Raw genomic sequence first — 20,179 nt, forward strand, 5'->3', positions numbered from 1 at the left:
CTGATCGCATGGGCGGCCCAATGCCGATGGCGGTCGAAGGCCCCAAGGTTACTTTGTATCTGAAGTCCGTTGCCCAAGTTTGTAAGTGAAACCTAAGAGTAAGTTTGTTGAATTTGTTTTAATAGTTCCCATATTTGCAACTGGCACAGCGCTAACGTTATAAAGCCCAAGGTTGTTTCTCACTTCAAATGAAAATGCAAACGCTGTTTTTATAGGAACAGAAAGACCAAGTCCTGTTGAAATGCCAGTGTCAAAACGTTTAATAAGTGAGGTGTTGTCACTTGTGGTAACGGGAAAATTATCCCCTTGACTTACAAAGTTTTGTTTGATTAAATAGCCAAAGTAGGGTCCAGCATTTATAAAGTAATGAAATTTCTTTCCAAATGTCGCCCGAAGAAGAATGGGTAAAGTCAAGTAGTTAAAATTAGTGTTTACAGTAATTTCTCCCAAAGGATTTCCATTGATGTCGGTTGTCTGTGAAGTCAATACAGAACCCTTTCTTTCAAAGGCGACATTTGTCCGCAGTGAAACAACCTTTTTTCAAATTGTACTGAAAAAAAAGCCCACCAGAAAATCCAATTGCCGATTCATGGTTATCATCAATAAAGTCGTTTCCACGTAGGAATGTTACACTCGGGCTGCCCTCAACGCCTAGGTCAAACCTATTTGTTTGGCCGTAAGCTGTTACTCCGACAGTCAGAATAAGAAGTCCGAGCAAAAGTGATTTAATCTTTGTCATAGTTGTAAATTTTTAATTGATCTGTTTGTGTTTGCATTGTCGTCCACAATAGCAGCTTATTGCCTTTTATCCGACGGGAAGCACCAAGTTCTTAGCCTCCTGCCAGGGGCGGCTTCTAAGTTTAAAAGATGGGTTCTTTGAGGGTGGGCATCAGGTTAAAGGGGGCGGTGGATTGGGGTTTGGACATTTGTTGGATTTTGGTGGGGAAAGTGTTTGTGGGGGCTTGCCGTTGCTCCCTGCGAAGGTCCGGCTGGTTCTCAAGGCTGGCAAGATGGGGTTGGATGGACGGTTACACACCATTTCATGTTGTCATGTTGGTTGAGTTTTGTCTTTATCATTAGTCGTTTTTCTTTCTTGATATTCAAAGTAGTCAGCCGGAAAAAATGAAGTGAGATCTATTTCAGTTTCTTTGTCGAAAAATCCATACGGAATATTTTTCACGAAACGATAACCACTAATTAAATTTTCATCCCACCATACTTGTCCAATGGGAGTCAAACAGTTTATAAAAAGGAGAGCCTGTTCGTGCGTCGTCAACTGTGCTCTAATTGTTTTTACATATTCATACTTATCAATATCGACTGTTTGCTTGTTTACATAACTCACTGTTTGATAAAGATGGCGATAATAGTGTCCAAGTCGTGATTGGTGTCCTTCAAATGGGTTGAACTTGAATTTACGCTCTGATTTAACTTTGCTCCGGATGGTTTTATCATTTAAACTCTTTTCAAACTCGTATACAAAAGACTGGTCGTAGCCTTTCAAAGCTTCTCTTAGCATCCTTGAAGAGTTTGGCCCTACACCAAAAAATAGAGCATAGTATGAAATATTGAAAAATTCCTTTTGATTGAAAGTCTGACCGTTTTCAAATGCGACACATTTTGCAATTTGCAATATTGCACGAAACTCCCGAATCATTATTACAAATATTTTTTTACCCAAGTCGGCACCTATTCCTATTTCAGCAACATTGTCACGGTGCATTTTAATGAGTTCAAAATATTTTGTTTCAAATTTTTCTATAGTTGATGTTTCTCGTTGATTTTTAAGTGTAGAATAAAGAAACACTACACTAACAAGAGCAAAAATTGTCCCGATATAGCCACCGACAAAGTCACCAAGTTGTGCTGCTGTTGCTGGGTCAATAGAATTAGTCTCCCGGTAGGCCTTAGCAAGAAATATTAAATTAATAGCCAATAGTCCACCTATAATTGTGAAAATTTCGATCCAATTTCTTTCAAGCCAGCTCGGCTTTTTGTATGTAGCATATTTCTCAATGTGCGTCGTCATAAATTTGGCACGAACAGTCTCACCCATACGGCGTAGACGGCCTTTGATCGCTATGGTGGCTCCCCCCATTATTGCGAGTGGTTTTTTCATGTCAGATACTTTCTATCAATAAGATATTTCTCAATATTCAGCAAAATCCTCTTTAAATACTTCGTAACCTGATTATAAATCTGCCTTAAATCTGAAATTGTATAGTTTCTTCCACACTCTGCAAAAGATAAGTCACCGTGTGCTAATTTATTTCTTTGTGTTTTAACCAGATGAAGTTTGGCTCCATTTTCTAAACTGTAATGAGCTCTTGATGAAAACCCAATATTCTCAGCAAACTCTCTAATTTTTCTCCCATCAATATTTCCAGATATATTTTTTGAGGCTTCAAACTCTATATCTATTATGTCATCAGCAATTTGATTCAGCACTAAAAAAATATTCCCCGTTCCCATTTGGCTGAAATTTCTATAATTAGTATTGATCCATATTCTTTTTATTTCATCTTTTACATTTTTATACTTCACATTTTCCGAAGTAATAACATCATAAATCTCTATAAGAGCTTGCTTAATTGATGATTCTGCCAAATTGTAAAGTAAAAGAAAAACATTTGCTTTCATTACTTTTTGCAATTCATCATCAAACCGTAAGTATTTACGTGTTTGATTATTGGGTAAAAATAACGAAGCATTTTGTTCAATTACTTTTTCAAGTAATTTGAAATACAGCTTTATTTCTTGAGCTCTTTTGTCAAAATCACTTAATACTGTTGTCACCTTAATTGAGAAGTTTATTTCTTACAAATTCAATTCTATTTTTTATTGCACTTGGAGCATTTTGCCCTCCAGCTGTAGTGATATCTTTAAATTCTTTTCCTTCTATCCAATCCACATTTTGTACAGTCAAATTTGGATTTTCTTCAAGTGCAAGATGAACACCAACTGAGATAGAATCAAATCTCACTCTTGGTGTTTTGCTGGAACCTGGTGCTTTTTTGAATCCATAAGGAAAATTGTCGTTCACAAAATTTAACATTCTGTCAAACCTTGAATAAAACTCTTCTTTATTGAAATATTTATTCATATCCTCTGTATAATCGTTTAGGAATTCGTTAACTCCAGTTTTAACTTTTTTATATCTATCTGAGTATGCAAAAAACCTTATGATCAATTCTTGAGGCTCACCCCGCTTCGCCATGTTAGCAGTAAATGATGTGTTAGCGATAAATAAAGGATGAAGAGCACATTCTTCATATGTAAAATCTATAAATTTACCACCATAAATTCCTTTTCTTTTTTCCATATCCTTAAGAATGTCACTACCTGTATTGATTCTTTCGAATATCATAAATCTCACATCGTCATCGCTCTTATCTGTTAATGAAATCATTCTTATTGTTGTATTATTAAACTTACGCTGCCTTGATTTAATCAAGTCTGAAAAACTGAATCCATTTAATTTATCCAACACCTCAAGATTTTTTAAACGCAACCTGCCCTGAACAAAATCAACTAATGTTCTAAGTCTTTGAGACCCATCAACAACTTCTAACCTTCCATCTCCTGTATCGGCAGTAAAAATGTAAGGTATTGGCAATCCTAACAAAACTGATTCTATAAATTTTGCCTGCCTTTCCTCATTCCAAACAAAATTTCTTTGATATGTTGGTATATAAATATCATTTTCATCATCTTTTAATCCTTCCAAATATTTTGAAATTAACAACTCTATTGTAAATTCTTTAATGTCAAAATCTACAATCTTTTGCTTTTCTACTACCTGGCTTTCAGCGTCTACTTGTATCTTATTCATTTAGCTTGCTTTTTATTAACTGCTACCAACGACCTCATTCTAAAATGAATCCAGTATACCGCTATCGCTTTACCCCCAGAGGGTCATCCAAGAGAGGCACCACTAATCCAAATCGCAGCGGTAAAATAAGCAATCCAAGTACCTATTACCCCTCAAACTCAGTTCAAATCAGCTCACCCATTTCCTGGATAGCTGGTAGCTAGCCACAAATAAAAGCATTTCCCCACACTTTACACCCCCAACCCACAAAAAAAATCACTTGGCCACAGAAAAGCCAAAACCTGGGCCGTCTAATTGGGTAGGCTAAAGTCGTAGTGCGATGCAGGCCCTAAGATCAGGGGCTTAATGGATCGACCCGTAGCGCCCCCCACCTAAACAAACCTTAGTACAACTCACCGCCCTAAATGCCTTAGTAGTGAAAAAACCGCGCAGCGAAGGAACGCAGTTCCCCAAAACGAGCATGGGCCAACCCTACCCCACCGTCACCACCAAATCATTCGCCTCCACCAAGGTCTTTTCCTTCAGCGCAATACCCAGCACTTCCCCGTCACTGGGGCTGGTGATGGTCGACTCCATCTTCATCGCTTCGATGACGAAGAGGGGGTCGCCCGCGCTGACCTTATCGCCCACTTTCACCAGGATGCGGCTCAGGTTGCCCATCAGGGGGCTACCGACTTGCCCCGGCCCAGCGGCCTTCTGGTGGGCCACCAACTTCGTCGATTTGGAACGGTCGCGCACGGTGATGCTGCGCGTCTGTCCGTTGAGGCTGAAGAAAACGAGGCGGTTGCCGTGGCCGTCGGCTTCGGTCATGTTGAGATACTTGACCGTGATGGTCTTGCCCGCGCTCAGGCGCACCAGCACTTCTTCGTTGGGCTTAAGGCCGTAGAAAAAGGCGGGCGTGGGCAGGTTGGCCACCTGGCCAAACTCTTCTTCGAAGGCGAAGTACTCGGCGTACACCTTGGGGTAGAGCAGGTAAGAGAGCAGGGCTTTGTCGTCGGGCGGAGCGACGCCGAATTGCTTTTCGTAGTCTTCCCGGGCGGCGGCCCAGTCGATGGGCTCCAGGTGGGCGTTGGGGCGGTCGGTGTAGGGCTTTTCGTCTTTGAGGACGAGCTTCTGCACTTCGGGGTCGAAGCCGCCTTCGATCTGGCCGAGGTCGCCGCGCATGAGGTCTTTGACGCTGTCGGGGAAGTCCAGTTTTTGCCCACGCTGCCGTACGTCGTCGGCCGTCAGGTCATTGCTGGTCATGAACATGGCCATGTCGCCCACCACCTTGCTGGAGGGGGTTACTTTGATGAGGTTGCCGAAGAGTTCGTTGGCCGCGGCGTAGTTCTGGCGGATGGTGGGGAAGCGTTCCTCCAGGCCAAGTCCCCGCGCCTGCGGACGGAGGTTGGAGTACTGTCCGCCGGGAATTTCCGTGTCGTAGATCGTGGCCGTGCCCGCGCGCAACTCCGTCTCGAAGGGATAGTAAAAGGTGCGCACCGTCTCCCAGTAATCGGCGTACTGGTTGAGCAAGGGCAAATTGACCGGGTTCTCCCGCGGGTGCCCCTGCAACATGGCCGCAATGCTGTTGTAGCCCGGCTGCGAAGTGAGGCCGGAAAGGCTGTTGATGGCCACGTCCACAATGTCCACCCCCGCTTCGATGGCCCGCAGGTAAGTCGCGCTCTGGATGCCGCTGGTATCGTGGGTGTGCAGGTGAATGGGCAGGCTGGTGGCGTCCTTCAGGGCCTGGATCAGCTCGGTGGCCGCCAGGGGCTTGAGCAGGCCAGCCATGTCTTTGATGCAGAGCAGGTGCGCACCGGCGCTCTCCAGCTGCTTGGCCAGCGTGACGTAGTAGTTGAGGTCGAATTTTGTCTTCTTCGGGTCCGTGATGTCGCCGGAGTAACAGATGCAGGCCTCGGCGAGGCTCTTGGTGTTTTCCCGCACGGTCTTGATGGAAACCTCCATGTTCTTGACCCAGTTGAGGGAGTCGAAGATGCGGAAGAGGTCGATGCCGCCGGTCATCCCCGTCACCTGCCCGTCGCGGTCGTGGGTCGGGAAGCCCGTTGCGGCTTCTTCGATGAACTTGATGATGAGGTTATCGGGGTAAGCCTTGTAGCCCACGGCGTTGCTGCCGCGCAGCAGCATCTGGAAGAGGGTGTTGGGCATGGCCGTGCGCAGCTTCCGCAGCCGCCGCCAGGGGTCGGCCTTGAGGAAGCGGAGGGCCACGTCGAAGGTAGCCCCGCCCCAAACCTCCATGCTGAAGAGGTCGGCGGGCTGGTTGATGGCGTAGCTGCGGGCCACGTTGAGCATGTCGACCATCCGCATCCGGGTGGCGAGCAAGCTCTGGTGCGCATCCCGGAAAGTGGTGTCGGTGTAGTGGATTTTCTTTTCGGCCTTGAGCCAATCGATGAAGCCGTCCCGGCCTTTTTCCAGCAGCAAGTCGCGGCTCCCCTTCGGCACTTCGGCGAAGGGATCGAAGGTGGGCACCACGGGCTTGAGGAAGGTGCGCGTCGGGTCGGGGTTCTTGACGTCGGGGTTGCCGTTTACGATCACGTCGGCCAGGTAGCTGAGCAGCTTCGTGCCCCGGTCGCGGAAGTTGTGAGCCTTCATCAACTCCGGGTGGTCGGGGATGAAGCGCACGGTGGCTTTGCCCCTTTGGAAGTCTTCGTTTTCCAGCAGGTTGAGCAGGAAGCCGATGTTGGTCTTCACGCCGCGGACCCGAAACTCCCGCAACGCCCGGTGCAGGCGGTCGGCCGCCCCTTGCAGGGTGCGCCCCGTGCCAGTCACCTTCACCAGCAAGCTATCGAAGTAGGGACTGATCACTGCACCGGGGAAGGCCGAGCCGGCGTCGAGGCGGATGCCCATGCCGCTGGCCGAGCGGTAGGCGATGAGCGTGCCGTAGTCGGGCTTGAAGTTGTTGCCCGGGTCTTCGGTCGTCACCCGGCACTGGATGGCGAAGCCGTTGACTTTGACGCTGTCCTGGTCTTTGATGAAGATCGTCGGGTGGCTCAGCGGGTAGCCCATGGTGACGAGAAACTGCGTCCGCACCAGGTCAATGCCCGTCACCTCTTCGGTAATCGTGTGCTCCACCTGGATGCGGGGATTGACCTCGATGAAGTACACCGAATCGTCGGCATCCACCAAAAATTCTACGGTGCCAGCGCAGTAGTAGCCCACTTCGCGGCCCAGGCGCAGGGCGTAGTCGAAGAGCTGGTCTTTGACTTCCTGGGAGAGGTTGGCGGCCGGGGCGACTTCCACCACTTTCTGGAAGCGGCGCTGAACGGAGCAGTCGCGCTCGTGCAGGTGGACCAGGTTGCCGTAGTGGTCGCCCAGCAGCTGCACCTCAATGTGGCGCGGGTTTTCGATGAACTTTTCCAGGAAGATGGTGCCGTCGCCGAAGGCTTTCTCGGCTTCGCTGGCGGCGTCGACGACCTCGTTGCGGAGGTCTTTTTCGTTGCGGACCACGCGCATGCCCCGGCCCCCGCCCCCGCTGGCGGCTTTGATGATGACGGGGTAGCCGATGTCGGCGGCTTCGGCGGCAGCGACGTTGGGGTCGGAAATGTCTTTGTTGCTGTCGCGGATCAGGGGGACGTTCACGCGGCGGGCCAGTTCTTTGGCGGCGACTTTATCGCCGAGCTGGTCCATACTCTCGGGCGAAGGGCCCACGAAGGCGATGCCGGCGTCTCGGCAGGCGCGGGCAAATTCTACGTTTTCCGAGAGGAAACCGTAGCCGGGGTGGATGGCGTCCACTTTCTGCTCCTGGGCCAGTTTGATGATGGCCTTGATGTCGATGTAGGGCCGCAGCGGCTCGTCGTCGGGGCCAATCTGGTAGCTCTCGTCGGCCTTGTAACGGTGCAGGCTGTAGCGGTCTTCGTAGGTATAAATGGCTACGGTGCGGAGCTTCAACTCGCTGGCCGCCCGCAGGATACGGATGGCGATCTCTCCCCGGTTGGCGACGAGGATTTTGCGGAAACGGGTGATTTTTGGGGTAGTCATGGGGGAAAACGCTTGCTGCGCCACAATATAGCACACCGGGCGGCTTTCTAGCTTTGCTTAAGGAATAAGTTATTGGGCGTATTACGATTTTCGGCGGGGCGCGGACGCAGGTGCAATGGAAGACCGAGGGGAGCAAGGGAAGTTGGGGGAGGACAAACCCTGCTCCTTTGTCCTAACTCCCCCCTTCGGGGGGTCGGGGGGGAGCACCTGCGGCCGCGCCCAGGGCAAGACAAGGTCCTGAAAAAAGTTGGCCCAGACTTGTTAACTATTCCCCAATGGAAGAAAAGTTACGCAACAAAAGCCCATCTTCACGGTTTCGCCGAAATAGTTGATACGGCAAACTATTTTAGCTACAACGAATTGCGATGGAGGCAGACATTCCCCTTGGTAAAGTGTTCAGTGAGTTGGCCAAAGCCTACGCCGGTACCTTTACCGAACGGCTGGCGCACCTGCCCATCAGCCGGTACTACTACGCCCTGGTGGTCATTGAGGCCAAGGGGGGTGAGCTGAACCAGACGGAGCTGGCCGACGAGATATACACCGACAAAGCGACGGTGGTGCGCATGCTCGACTACCTCGAAACGGAGGGATGCATCATCCGCCAGCCCAACCCGGCCGACCGCCGCGCTCACCGCCTGGAGCTGACCCCCAAGGCCCTGGCGATGATCCCTTCCATCAAGGAAGCCCTGCAGGAGACCAACGCCGAGTGCCTGGCGGTGGCCCGGCAGTTTGGCATCGAAGAATTACCCGCCGCGCTGGCGGCCATGCACTCCCAGCTGGCCAGCGAGAAACACACCCCATTCCAAATCCATTTCATACGTCGTGAAGAGAACAATTAAGCCATTCGCGGGCCTCTGCCTGGTGGTCGCCCTGGCCGCCTGCGGTAAAGACAGCGCTGAGGTAAGCACCCCGGCCAGCAGCGCCAGCAGCGTCATGCAGGCCGACTACGTCGTCGTGCAGCCCCAGCCCGTATCCAACGTCATCAACCTGACGGGTACTTTGCTGCCTTCAGAGTCCGCCATGTTGAGCGCCCAGAGTTCGGGGCTGGTCAAGGAAATCCTGTTCCGCGAAGGGCAGTACGTCAAAAAGGGCCAGGAGTTGCTGAAGCTCGACGACCGGCAGTGGGTGGTGCAACGGCAAAAGCTGGCCGCCCAGCTGGAAACCGCCGAAAAAGACCTGGAACGGCGGCAGGAATTGCTGAAAATCAAAGGCATCAGCCAGGCGGAGGTGGACGCCGCGGAGCTGCTGGTGGCCACCATCCAGGCCGACCAGGCCGAGCTGGCGGTGCTGATCGACTTCGCCGTGGTGCGCGCGCCCTTCAGCGGGCGGATGGGCCTGCGCAACATCAGTCCGGGGGCCTACCTGGCCGCGGGCACTTCCTTCGCCCGCCTGGTGCAGACCGACCCGCTGAAACTGGAATTTAACGTGCCGGAGCGCTACGCCCACCAAATCCGCGTTGGCCAGGAGGTGCGCTTCAGCATTGCCGGGGAAGACGATGTGTTTGCCGCCAAGGTGTACGCTACGGACCCCGCCGTGAGCGAATCCACGCGCTCGCTGCGGATCCGCGCCACGGTCACCAACCAGCGCGATGCCCTCGTGCCCGGCGCGTTTACCGAGATCAGCCTCACACTGGGGAACGTCCCCGACGCCCTGCTGGTGCCCACTGAAGCGGTGGTGCCGGTGCTGAACGACCAGATCGTCTACCGCATCAGCGGTGGCAAGATTGAAGAAGTGGTGGTGAAAACCGGCATTCGCCTGCCGCGGCTGATGGAAGTCGTTTCCGGGCTGGAGGCGGGTGACACTATAATGGTCTCGGGTCTGCTCCAGGCCAAAGACGGGGTCCCCGTGCGGGCGGGCCAGGAGATTATCGTCAACAAAACGGAGGTATCCAAGCCATGAACCTTTCCACCATCAGCATCCAGCGGCCAGTATTGGCTACGGTGTTCACCATCGTTATCGTGCTCTTCGGGGCCATTGGCTTCACTTACCTCGGCGTACGGGAATACCCCAGCGTGGACCCGCCCATCGTAACGGTGAGCACCAGCTACACGGGGTCAAGTGCCGACATCATCGAGTCGCAGATCACCGAGCCCCTGGAGGAGGCGATCAACAGCGTCAGCGGCATCAACACGGTGACGTCTACGAGTGCCGACGGGCGCAGCTCCATCCAGGTGGAATTTGACCTGGGCATTGACATGGACAATGCCGCCAACGACATCCGCGACAAGGTGGCCCAGGCCGTGCGCAGTCTGCCACCCGACGCCGACCCGCCCTCGGTGCAGAAGAGCGACGCCGACGCGCAGACCATTTTTGCCCTGACGGTGCAGTCGGAAAAGCGCAGCCTGCTGGAGCTTTCCGACATTGGCCTCAACATGTTCAAGGAGCGCTTGCAGACCATCAGCGGCGTGAGCAGCATCAATATCTGGGGAGACAAGCGCTACGCGATGCGCCTGGAGATTGACCCCGACCGCCTGGCGGCCTACGGGCTGACGCCGCTGGACGTGCGTAATGCCCTGCTGGCCCAGAACGTGGAGCTGCCCTCGGGCCGCATCGAGGGCTACCGGACGGAGCTGACCATCCGGACCTTCGGCCGCCTTTCCACCGAGGAAGATTTCAACAACCTCCTGATTGCCGACCGGGAGGGTACCCTCATCCGCCTCAAAGACATTGGCAAGGCGCGCCTGGGCCCGGAGAACGAACGCAGTCTGCTGCGCGGCAACGGCGGCATTCCCATGATCGGGATTGCCATCCAGCCCCAGCCCGGCTCGAACTACATTGAGATTGTCGATGAGGTCAAAGCCCGCATCGAGCAGATCAAAAAAGAATTGCCTGATGACCTCCGGCTGGGAGTTGCGCTCGACACCACGGTGAGTATCCGCAAGGCCATTGAAGAAGTACAGCAGACGGTATTCATCGCCTTCGGGCTGGTGGTGCTCGTCATCTTCTTCTTCCTGCGCAACTGGCGGACTACCCTGATCCCGATTGTGACGATCCCGATTTCATTGGTGGGTTCCTTTTTCGTGATGTACCTGGCGGGCTTTTCCATCAACATCCTCACCCTGCTGGGCATCGTACTGGCGACGGGTCTGGTGGTGGACGACGCCATCGTGGTGATGGAAAACATCTATTCCAAGATCGAAGAGGGGCAGGATCGCATCCAGGCGGCCTTTTCCGGTTCGCGGGAGATCTTCTTTGCCGTCATTTCCACTACGGTCACCCTGGTGGCGGTGTTCTTGCCGGTGATCTTTCTGGATGGCGTCACCGGGCGCCTGTTCCGGGAATTCGGGGTAGTGGTAGTGGGCAGTGTGGTCATTTCCTCCTTCATCAGCCTGAGCCTGACGCCAATGATGAGTTCGCGGATCCTGAAAAAGAGTACCCCCCGCAGGGGACTGGGCAACTGGGTTGGCAAGGGGCTGGAGCGCATGGGCCGGGGCTACGAGCGTTCGTTGCGGGGTTTTATGCGCCACCGCTGGCTTTCCTTCCTCGTCATTCTGGGTTCCGTTGCCCTGGTCTACGTGTTGGGCCGGCAATTGCCTTCGGAGTTGGCGCCGCTGGAAGACAAAGGACGGCTACGGATTTTCTCGACCGCGCCGGAGGGTACGTCCTACGAAATGATGGACGCCTACATTGCCGAGCTAGTGCAGCTGACCGACACCATCGCCGAAAAAGAATCGCTGCTTTCGGTTACTTCCCCCGGCTTCGGTTCTTCGAGCAGTGTGAACAGTGGCTTTGTGCGCCTGACGCTGAAACCCCTGGAGGACCGGGAGCGCAGCCAGGCGGATATTGCCACGATGCTGACGGAGAAGCTTAAAAATTACAACTTCGCCCGCTCGCTGGTGATCCAGGAGCAGACCATCTCCGTGGGTCGGGGGGGCCGGGGCTTACCCGTACAGTTCGTTGTGCAGGCTCCGACGCTGGAGGACCTCAAAGCCATTGTGCCGGAGTTTCTGGCGCGGGCCAACGAGAGCGAAATCTTCTCGGCCGTTGACCTCGACTTGAAATTCAACAAGCCCGAGTTGCAGATCTCCATTGACCGCAGCAAAGCGCGGGAGATGGGCGTGGAGGTGAGCGACATTGCCCAGACCCTGCAGTTGCTCTACAGCGGGCAGCGCTTTGGCTACTTCATCAAAGACGGCAAACAGTACTACGTCATTGGCGAAGCGCTGCGCACCTCGCGCGATGAGCCCTCGGACATCAGCGGCATCACCGTACGCAACAGTGCGGGAGAGCCCGTGCAGTTGGACAACCTGGTGACTACCCAGTTTGAGAGCAGTCCGCCCCAGCTCTACCGCTACAACCGTTTTGCGGCGGCCACCTTTTCGGCGGGCCCCAAGGATGGCTACACCATTGGGCAGGGCATTGACGAGATGCGGGCGATTGCGGCCGAGGTGTTGGACGAACGGTATACGACCAGTCTGGCGGGCACCTCCAAGGAATTCAGTGAAAGCTCGGGCAGTTTGTTGTTCGCCTTCTTGCTGGCCCTGGGTCTGGTGTACCTCACGCTGGCGGCGCAGTTTGAGAGCTTCCGTGATCCGCTGACGATCATGCTCACCGTGCCGCTGGCCATTGGCGGGGCAATTCTGGCGCTCTGGTTGTTTGGCCACACCCTCAACATCTTCAGCCAGATCGGGATGATCGTTCTGGTGGGCATCGTTACGAAAAACGGCATTCTGATCGTGGAATTTGCCAACCAGCGCCGCGAGCAAGGCCTCAGCATCCGCGAGGCGGCAACGGACGCCGCCGCTAAGCGCTTCCGGCCGATCCTGATGACGAGTCTGGCCACCATCCTCGGGGCCATGCCCATCGCTTTGGCCCTCGGCGGAGGTTCTACGAGCCGCATTCCGATGGGGGTAGCCATTATTGGCGGACTGGTATTTTCGCTCATCCTGACCCTCTACGTCATTCCGGTGCTTTATACGCTCATCACCAGCAAGCGCGAGAAAAAACAAGTAGTGGAAGAAGTAAAAATGGAGGAATATGCTTAAGCCAAGTCGCCCACAGCTGGGGCGCTATTATCTGTTATTGTCGCTGGCCCTGGCGCTCCTCTTCCCTACCCCATCGGCGGCGCAAACCGAAATGGGCCTGGAGGAACTCATCACGCTGGCGCTGGAGCAAAACTACCAGATCAAAATATTCCGCAACGCCGAGCGGGTGGCCGATAACGCCAATACGATTGGCAACGCGGGGATGCTCCCCACCGTCGTGCTCAACGCCGAGCAGCGCCGGGCGATCAACAATTCCCGACAACAGTTTTTTACGGGCGATTCTCAGCAAGCCAACAACGCCAGCCGGAACTCTTCATCCATCGGAGTAGAAGCCAACTGGATCATCTTTGACGGCCTGGCCATGTTCGCCCGCCGGGAACGCCTGGAGCAGTTGGCGGTCCTCAGCCGGGCAGACACCCGCTTTTTGGTGGAACAGACGGTGGCGGATCTCGCCCAGGCTTACTACCAACTCCAGCGGGAAACGGAATTGTTGAAAGCCTTTCAGCAGTCGCTGGACGTCTCGCAGGAGCGTGTTCGCTTCGCCGAACAGACCCTCGCCATCGGGACGGGCAACGAACTTGATCTGCAACTGGCCCGGGTAGACCGCAACACCGACAGCTCCCTGGTCGTAAACCAAAGCATCCTCATCGGCGAGGTGACGCTGGCCATCAACCGCCTGCTGAACCGGGACCTGACGGCGGAGATCATTCCCACCGATAGCCTCCGCCTGAGCACCAACCTGCGCCTGCCGGAGTTACTGGAAAGTGCCCAAAGCAACAACGCCGGGGTAAAGCAACAGCGGCTGGCCGAAATGCTGGCCCAAACGGAAATCGACATCCTCAACGGTACGCGCTACCCCGAAGTGTCTCTGTTTGGGCGCTACGACTACGGCCGGCAGGTCAATGAAATCGGCTTTTTGGCCTCCAGCCGCACCTTCGGGCCGGAGTACGGCATCCGCGTGCGCTTCAACCTTTTTGCGGGCAACCGCGACAAAATTGCCCGGGAAAACGCCGTCATTCTGGCCGAAAGTGAGCAGTTGCGCACGAGCGACGTCCAGCTCCAGGTAGCGCAAGCCGTCCGCGCCGCCCACCTCCGCTGGAGCCGCTCCCTGGAATTGGCGAGGCTCGAGCAGGCCAGCCTGGAAGCGGCGCGGGCGGCACTGGAAATTGCCCAGCGGCAACTGGAACTCAGCGCCATCACCAGTCTGGATTTCCGGATCATCCAACTCAACGCCCTTAACGCCGAGACCCGTTTTCTGGAAGCCCGGTTCACGGCCAAAAACCAGGAGATTGAGCTGCTGCGGCTGAGTGGAAAGGTGTTGGAGGGATAGGGTTACGTATTTTGGATTACGGACGCTGCGCATGATACCCCGGATTACGGATGCTGCGCATCCTCCATCCGGGGCCATTAACGTTCGACCCCTACCGGGGTCAGGAGGGGCTCGTGGGATACCCCTACCGGGGTCAGGAGAGGCGAGCCACGTAGAGACGCTTCGCCTTAGTGCCCCTTCGTGTCCTTACATCCTTAGTGGTGAAAAAAGGAACTGCGCAGCAAATCCAAAAACAACAGTGGTGAAAAAAGGAACTGCGCAGCAGATCCACCACTACGCCTTCGGGCTCTCCTTGGAGGCCACCACAAGGCGGCCGGCAATGTGGCTGAAGACCTGGCGGACGGTCTTGCGGCGGATTTGCCGTTGCAGCTCCTGGTCCAATCGCTTGAGGGTGTACTGAAACTTGAAGTCGATCGAGTCCTTCTTCATCTCCACAATTTTGAGGTTGAAGGAATGCGATTCGATGAATTCGCCGAACATGGTGAGGGATTCGATGAGTTCGTCTTCCAAGGTTTCGATGTTGCCGACGTTGTTGATGTTGATCTGAAAGTCGATACTCATCAGGCGGATGTCGCGCTTGGTGTAGTTGATGATTTCGTTGTTGTAGATCTTGCCGTTGGGGATGACTACGGAGTCGTCGTCGTCGTTCAGGATTTTGATTTTGAGCATCTGCAGCTCGGTAATCTTTCCTTTGTGTTCGCCGAGTTTTACGTAGTCGTTGATCTCGAAATCCTTGGAAAAACTGAAGTAGATGCCGACGACGAAATCGGAGATATAATCTTTGGAAATGATGGCGATGGCCGCCGCGACGATGCTCAGGGAGGTGAGCAGCGAGTGGATGTCTACCCCGAAAAAGGCAAACAGGCTCACGATTAAGCCCATGCCGATCAACAGCTTGGCGATGTTATCGAGGCCGTACTGGAAGTTCGCCTTTTGGTTGGGGTTGAGGCGGTGCTGCCGGGCGTACCAGCGGCTGAAGGAGCGCCGCACGAAGTCCACCACGGCCACGAAAAAAATAAAACTGAAGACCGTCCTCACCTCAGTGTGATCGGCCAGGTAGTTGCTCACGGCTGCACTGTAATACTTGAGGTAGACCAGTAAGGCAATGAGCAATAGCTCCGCGAAGTAGAAGAGGTTTTTCAGCATGGTGCTAAGGACCCGCCCCGCAGGCAAGTCTGGTCTGGAAACGACAAAGTTACCGGCCATTGGGCAGACGGAAGTAGCGGTAAAGCATAATTTTTGCGGCGATTGCTGAAGTTTTGGTCATCTTCCGCTACCTTATCCCCTGCCCTGCACCTGCGTCCGCGCCCACAAAATGCCCCAGCGCGGGTAAGGGTTGGTGCGGGGCCAGGCGTTTTATAGTTGAACCACCCAAGCGCTGTTGCCGATGCCCGCTTCCCCTACCCTTTCCGCCGCCACCCGCCCCCCCGAACGCATTTTGCAATTTGGCACCGGCGTCCTGCTGCGGGGCCTGTGCGACTACGCCATCGACGCGGGCAACCGGCAGGGCCTGTACAACGGCAGCGTGGTGATGGTGAAATCTACGGCCAGCGGCAGCATCGACGCTTTTGTGCGGCAGGGAGGCCAATATACCCTGTGCATGCGCGGACAATCGGCCGGGCGGACGGTGGACGAAGCCGTACGCATTTCGGCCATCAGCCGCGTGGTGGAAGCCCAAAACGACTGGACTGCGCTGCTGGACCTGGCCGAAATCCCGGACCTGGAAATCGTTATTTCCAACACCACGGAACTGGGTTTGCGGCTGGACCCAGCGGATGACCTCACTGCCTCGCCACCGGCCAGCTTCCCGGCAAAACTCCTGGCCCTCCTCCTCCGCCGCTACCAAAAATTCGGCAACGACGCCAGCAAAGGCTGGGTGATCCTGCCCACGGAATTGGTCCAGGACAACGGCGCGGTACTGCGGGAACTGGTGACGACTCTGGCCCAAAAATCCGACCTGCGGGCGGATTTCCTGGATTGGCTGGACCAGGCCAACCACTTCTGCAATACCCTGGTAGACCGGATCGTCCCTGGCCAACCCACGGCGGAGGTCCAGGCCCAACTGACGCAGCGCCTGGGCTGCCAGGACGAGCTGCTCATCGTCTCCGAGCCCTATTTGCTCTGGGCCATTGCGGCCGACGAGCGGGTGGCCGCGCGGCTCGGCTTTGCCCGGGCGCTGCCGGGCGTGGTGGTCCAGCCCGACATTGAGGTATTCCGGACCCTGAAACTGTACCTGCTCAACGGGCTGCACACGGCGGCCTGCGCGCTGGCGCACCTGGCGGGGTTGGACACCGTTTATGTGGCTACCCAGGACCCTGAATTCCGGCGGCTGCTTGAGCAAATCCTTTTCGAAGAACTCCTTCCTGCCCTCCCCGATGGCGTGGACGAAAGTCAGGCCCGAACCTTTGCGGCGCAGGTACTGGACCGCTTCGGCAACCCCTTTCTGGCCCACCACTGGCTGGACATCAGCTTTCAGTACACCACCAAATGGCTGCACCGCTGCCAGCCGCTGCTGGAAAATTATTCCGCCAAGTTCGGGCACTACCCGCCGGGGCTGCTGCTGGGGATGGCCGCTTTTTTTCGCTTCGCGCGGGCGGAGGGACAAAATGCAGCGGGTTTTTACGGCATCGCCAATGGCCGGCCCTATCCCTTGCGCGACGAGCTGGCCGCCATCTGGCGGGCGCATTGGGCGTTGCCTACGGTGGCGGAAACGGTAAAGGCTGCCCTGAAGGATACGCAATTGTGGCAGGGAAGGACATTGGACTTGCCGGGGTTGGCGGAGGCGCTGGTGGCGCTGGTGGAAAACCTCAGCCAGCACGACCTCGCACTCGAAAACATTGAAATTCCTTACCAATTTTAAGGGCTTATCACAGGGGCGCGGCCGCAGGTGCAATGGAAAGAACAGAAAAGCAAGGAGCGACGAACCCTCATCCCTTTAAGCCAACTGCTGCGCAATTATTGGTACTTGCCGCGTGCTGCTTAACCCTCGCCTGCGGGGAGGCCCCCGGTGGCCCTTCCAGCAATTTTAACGCGGCGCAAGCCCGGAACACGGCCGCTGCCGCCTGGGATTCCTGGCCAGAGCGGGTAGCCCGCATCCAGCCGCCCACCTTCCCCGAGCGCCAGTTCCAATTGCCTGCCCCAACGGATACGACGGAGAATATGCGGCCCCGCATCCAGGCAGCCATCGACTCCCTGCACCAGCTCGGTGGTGGAAAAGTCATCCTGGCCGCCGGGGTGTACCACTGCCATGGCCCCCTCCACCTGCGCTCCAACATCCACCTGCACCTGGCAGCCGGTGCTTTGCTGCGCTTTGGGGATGACCCTTCGGATTATCTGCCGCTGGTGAAAGTCCGGTGGGAAGGAACCGTTTGCTGGAATTGGTCGCCCCTCCTTTACGCCTACCGGGCGGAAAACATCGCCCTGACGGGGCAGGGAGAAATTGACGGGAACGGGCGGCGATGGTCCGGCGAATGGCGCAAAAAACAAAAAAAGGATCAAACCTTGCTCCGACAAATGGGCAATGACCGCCTGCCGGAAGACCAACGCGTTTTTGGCAATGGCTACCTGGACCAGGACGGCGATGGCCAGGACGATGGCTTCGGCGACGGCCAGGCGCATTACCTCCGCCCAACGCTGGTAGAATTTTACGAATGCAAAAACATCCTCCTGGCGGGTCTGACGCTGCGGAATAGTCCATTCTGGACGGTCCATCCCGTATTTTCCAGCAACATCAGCATCCGGGGGTTGCGGGTGCTGGGGGAAACCCTGAACGACGATGGCATTGACCCCGACAGCTGCAGCGATGTGTTGATTGAGGATTGCTACGTGGCCACCCACGACGACGCGATCTCCATCAAAGCGGGCCGCGATCAAGACGCCTGGGATCGCCTGCCTGCCACCAATATCCTCGTTCGCAACTGCGTCCTGGCCTCCGGCGTCAATGCATTTTGTGTGGGCTCGGAGATGTCGGGCGGAGTACACGACGTCTTTGTACAAGACTGCCACATTAGCCAGGGGAAATACGCGGTACACCTGAAATGCAACCTCGACCGCGGCGGCGAAGTCAGCCGCCTGTTTATCCGCCGCCTGGACGTGGACACCGTTAAGGAGGCATTATTCCGCGGCAGTATGGACTACCACAGCTACCGGGGGAACAACTTCCCCACCCGCTTTACCGACGTATTCGTCCAAGACGTACAGTGCGCGGATGCGGGCTCCTACGGTATTCGCCTGGTGGGGGTGGAGGCCTCGCCCATCACGCGCTTCTTTTTTGAGGACCTGAATATGGAGCGGGTGGACACGGCCGCGCAGTTGCTGCACACGGCAGAGATCGTTCTGGACCAAGTGGAAGGAAAAATGGAGCGGTAGGCGGCGGGATCAACAGCCTTGCCATGATCACAACCAATTGTTTTTCAATGGCCCTTCGAAGGCAGTTCGGTAGTGTTGTAGTTCGGTAGTGGAGCATTGTGCACTACAGAACTAAAGAACTACCGAACTAAAAAAGGGAGTTCGGGTTAACCCCAGTGAAATAGACCGCCTTACCTTTAATTCTCCCGCATCCGCTCCATCCGCTCCAGGTCGGGCTCGAGGCCCAGGCCGGGTGTTTTCGGAATCTCCAGATAGCCGTCTTTGGCTACGATGGGGTTTTGGAAGAGTTCATTCAGCCCAAGTTCCGGGCGAGAACCGCCGTATTCCTGCACGCGGGCGGCGTTGGGGATCGCGGCGAGCAGTTGCAGGGAGGCGGCGCAGGCCAGCGTGGGGCGGGCATTGTGGGCCATGATGGGGCGATCAAAAGCGTAAGCCAGGTGGGCCACCTTAAGGCATTCGCTGATGCCGGCACACTTAATCACGTCGGCGTTGATGGTATCTACCTGTCCGGTAACGATCAAATCCCGTACTTGCCACTTATTGAATTCGTGTTCGCCGGCCATTACGGAAACGGGAACGGCGGCCACGACTTGCGCCAGGCCGGGGTAATTGAACTGGGAGACGGGCTCCTCCACCGCCGCAATGCCAAAGGCTTCGTAGAGGCGCAAGGCCATGTCGATCGCCTTTGCTGGCGTATAGCCGTTGTTGAAATCGACGAACAGTTCGATGTCGTCTCCGATGGCGCGCCGCACTTCCCGCACGATGGCGAAGGTTTCGTCGGGGTCGGGGTCTACGTTGATCTGCCGGATCTGCATACGGGCCTTGACTGTCTTATAGCCTTCGGCGACGAAAGCCGCCGCAGTCGCCGCCATTTCTGTGGGCGTTTTGAGGCCGTTTTTTCCACCGGAACGCCCGAAGCTGCCGTAGCAACGCACGCGGTCGAGGCCGTTGCCGCCCAGCAATTGGTGGACCGGCAGCCCCAGAAGACGGCCTTTTAAGTCCCACAGCGCATTATCCACCCCCGCCAGCGCGCCGGGCAACAGGCCAGTGCTGCCCGCGTCTTCGCCCTTAAACCAGGTCTTGTGCCAGATGGCGTTGCTCTCGAAGGGGTTTTTGCCAATGCAGTTGGGGGCGCAGAGTTCCTCCACCACCGCCGCAGTAAGTTTGGGCAGGTCGTGGTCGGCTTCCCCCCAGCCGCTCACGCCGGCGTCGGTGTCAATGCGCACGAAAGTCGCTTTGCGGAAAACATATGGCCGGACGGCTGTGATCTTCACCCGGGGCAGCGCGACGGGGTTGGGCAGGTGGGTGGTGGCCGCCTGTATCTTGCCGCCCAAGGGCAGGGCAACGGCTCCTGCGCCACCGACGAGGCTACGGATGAATGATTTTCTGTTCATCGTTTAATTTTTGTTGCAGCTTTTCCCACGCAGCCCCGGTGGCACACCCGCAGGAGGGCTCGGGCAGCGCGTGCGTCCAGATGCTCAGCAGGTGCTCATACTCCGCGCGGTAAACCGCTTGCGCCAAATATTTTTGTAATTCCGCAAGCTGTTCGGCGCTGGCGTTTCCCGTCAGGTGGGCCACTGCAACATTTATAAAATCACGTTCATCCATCGCCCGCAAAGTTATTTGGCGTATTGGTTAAACGTAGAGACAAAGCTGCAACCCTTACACCGGAGAGGCCCCGGCGCTTCC

The 20,179-nt window shown here is 55.4% G+C and carries 15 protein-coding genes; 6 read left to right on the top strand and 9 right to left on the bottom strand.

What is annotated here, in order from left to right; genetic code table 11:
- Window positions 1-48: 48 nt before the first annotated feature.
- From H9S92_RS13555 to H9S92_RS13580, 6 genes are all read right to left on the bottom strand, one after another.
- Window positions 49-486, bottom strand: a complete 438-nt coding sequence (locus H9S92_RS13555; RefSeq protein WP_246463820.1) for an outer membrane beta-barrel protein — start codon at window positions 484-486, stop codon at window positions 49-51.
- Window positions 487-502: 16 nt separating this feature from the next.
- Window positions 503-739, bottom strand: a complete 237-nt coding sequence (locus tag H9S92_RS13560; RefSeq protein ID WP_187466914.1) for a hypothetical protein — start codon at window positions 737-739, stop codon at window positions 503-505.
- A gap of 309 nt (window positions 740-1,048) precedes the next feature.
- A complete protein-coding gene (locus H9S92_RS13565) occupies window positions 1,049-2,119 on the bottom strand; it encodes a putative phage abortive infection protein (RefSeq protein ID WP_187467249.1) in 1,071 nt (356 codons plus the stop codon).
- On the bottom strand, window positions 2,116-2,796 hold the full coding sequence (locus H9S92_RS13570; RefSeq protein WP_187467250.1) for an MAE_28990/MAE_18760 family HEPN-like nuclease: 681 nt from the start codon (window positions 2,794-2,796) through the stop codon (window positions 2,116-2,118). Before H9S92_RS13570 ends, H9S92_RS13565 begins: the two co-directional genes overlap by 4 nt.
- A gap of 1 nt (window position 2,797) precedes the next feature.
- A complete protein-coding gene (locus H9S92_RS13575; RefSeq protein WP_187467251.1) occupies window positions 2,798-3,832 on the bottom strand; it encodes a DUF262 domain-containing protein in 1,035 nt (344 codons plus the stop codon).
- A gap of 471 nt (window positions 3,833-4,303) precedes the next feature.
- A complete protein-coding gene (locus tag H9S92_RS13580) occupies window positions 4,304-7,807 on the bottom strand; it encodes a pyruvate carboxylase (protein ID WP_187467252.1) in 3,504 nt (1,167 codons plus the stop codon).
- Between the two features lie 365 nt (window positions 7,808-8,172).
- Between H9S92_RS13580 and H9S92_RS13585 the strand changes: the two genes are divergently transcribed.
- Genes H9S92_RS13585 through H9S92_RS13600 form a run of 4 tightly spaced genes read left to right on the top strand, consistent with a single transcriptional unit; the run spans window position 8,173 to window position 14,122 of the window.
- Window positions 8,173-8,646 (top strand): MarR family winged helix-turn-helix transcriptional regulator, encoded by a 474-nt coding sequence (locus tag H9S92_RS13585; protein ID WP_187467253.1) that lies wholly within the window; start codon window positions 8,173-8,175, stop codon window positions 8,644-8,646.
- Window positions 8,630-9,706, top strand: coding sequence for an efflux RND transporter periplasmic adaptor subunit (locus H9S92_RS13590; protein ID WP_187467254.1), 1,077 nt, complete (start codon window positions 8,630-8,632; stop codon window positions 9,704-9,706). The genes H9S92_RS13585 and H9S92_RS13590 overlap by 17 nt, the downstream gene beginning before the upstream one ends.
- On the top strand, window positions 9,703-12,792 hold the full coding sequence (locus tag H9S92_RS13595; RefSeq protein ID WP_187467255.1) for an efflux RND transporter permease subunit: 3,090 nt from the start codon (window positions 9,703-9,705) through the stop codon (window positions 12,790-12,792). The genes H9S92_RS13590 and H9S92_RS13595 overlap by 4 nt, the downstream gene beginning before the upstream one ends.
- A complete protein-coding gene (locus tag H9S92_RS13600) occupies window positions 12,785-14,122 on the top strand; it encodes a TolC family protein (RefSeq protein WP_187467256.1) in 1,338 nt (445 codons plus the stop codon). The genes H9S92_RS13595 and H9S92_RS13600 overlap by 8 nt, the downstream gene beginning before the upstream one ends.
- A 273-nt stretch (window positions 14,123-14,395) precedes the next feature.
- Here H9S92_RS13600 and H9S92_RS13605 read toward each other — a convergent pair whose 3' ends face one another.
- Window positions 14,396-15,268: a mechanosensitive ion channel family protein gene (locus tag H9S92_RS13605; RefSeq protein ID WP_187467257.1), complete on the bottom strand. Its 873-nt coding sequence runs from the start codon at window positions 15,266-15,268 to the stop codon at window positions 14,396-14,398.
- Between the two features lie 241 nt (window positions 15,269-15,509).
- On the opposite strand from H9S92_RS13605, the gene H9S92_RS13610 reads away from it, so the two are divergent.
- The gene (locus tag H9S92_RS13610) at window positions 15,510-16,982 is read left to right on the top strand and encodes a tagaturonate reductase (protein WP_187467258.1); all 1,473 of its coding nucleotides are present in this window, start codon (window positions 15,510-15,512) and stop codon (window positions 16,980-16,982) included.
- Between the two features lie 98 nt (window positions 16,983-17,080).
- Complete coding sequence (locus H9S92_RS13615) at window positions 17,081-18,490, top strand: glycoside hydrolase family 28 protein (protein ID WP_187467259.1); 1,410 nt, start codon at window positions 17,081-17,083, stop codon at window positions 18,488-18,490.
- 176 nt (window positions 18,491-18,666) lie between these two features.
- On the opposite strand, the gene H9S92_RS13620 is transcribed toward H9S92_RS13615, so the two are convergent.
- Both H9S92_RS13620 and H9S92_RS13625 read right to left on the bottom strand, forming a co-directional pair.
- Window positions 18,667-19,884 (bottom strand): mandelate racemase/muconate lactonizing enzyme family protein, encoded by a 1,218-nt coding sequence (locus tag H9S92_RS13620; RefSeq protein WP_187467260.1) that lies wholly within the window; start codon window positions 19,882-19,884, stop codon window positions 18,667-18,669.
- Window positions 19,859-20,098, bottom strand: a complete 240-nt coding sequence (locus H9S92_RS13625) for a hypothetical protein (protein WP_187467261.1) — start codon at window positions 20,096-20,098, stop codon at window positions 19,859-19,861. The genes H9S92_RS13620 and H9S92_RS13625 overlap by 26 nt, the downstream gene beginning before the upstream one ends.
- Window positions 20,099-20,179: the final 81 nt, after the last annotated feature.

It is taken from the genome of Neolewinella lacunae (assembly GCF_014349155.1).
Lineage (GTDB): Bacteria > Bacteroidota > Bacteroidia > Chitinophagales > Saprospiraceae > Neolewinella > Neolewinella lacunae.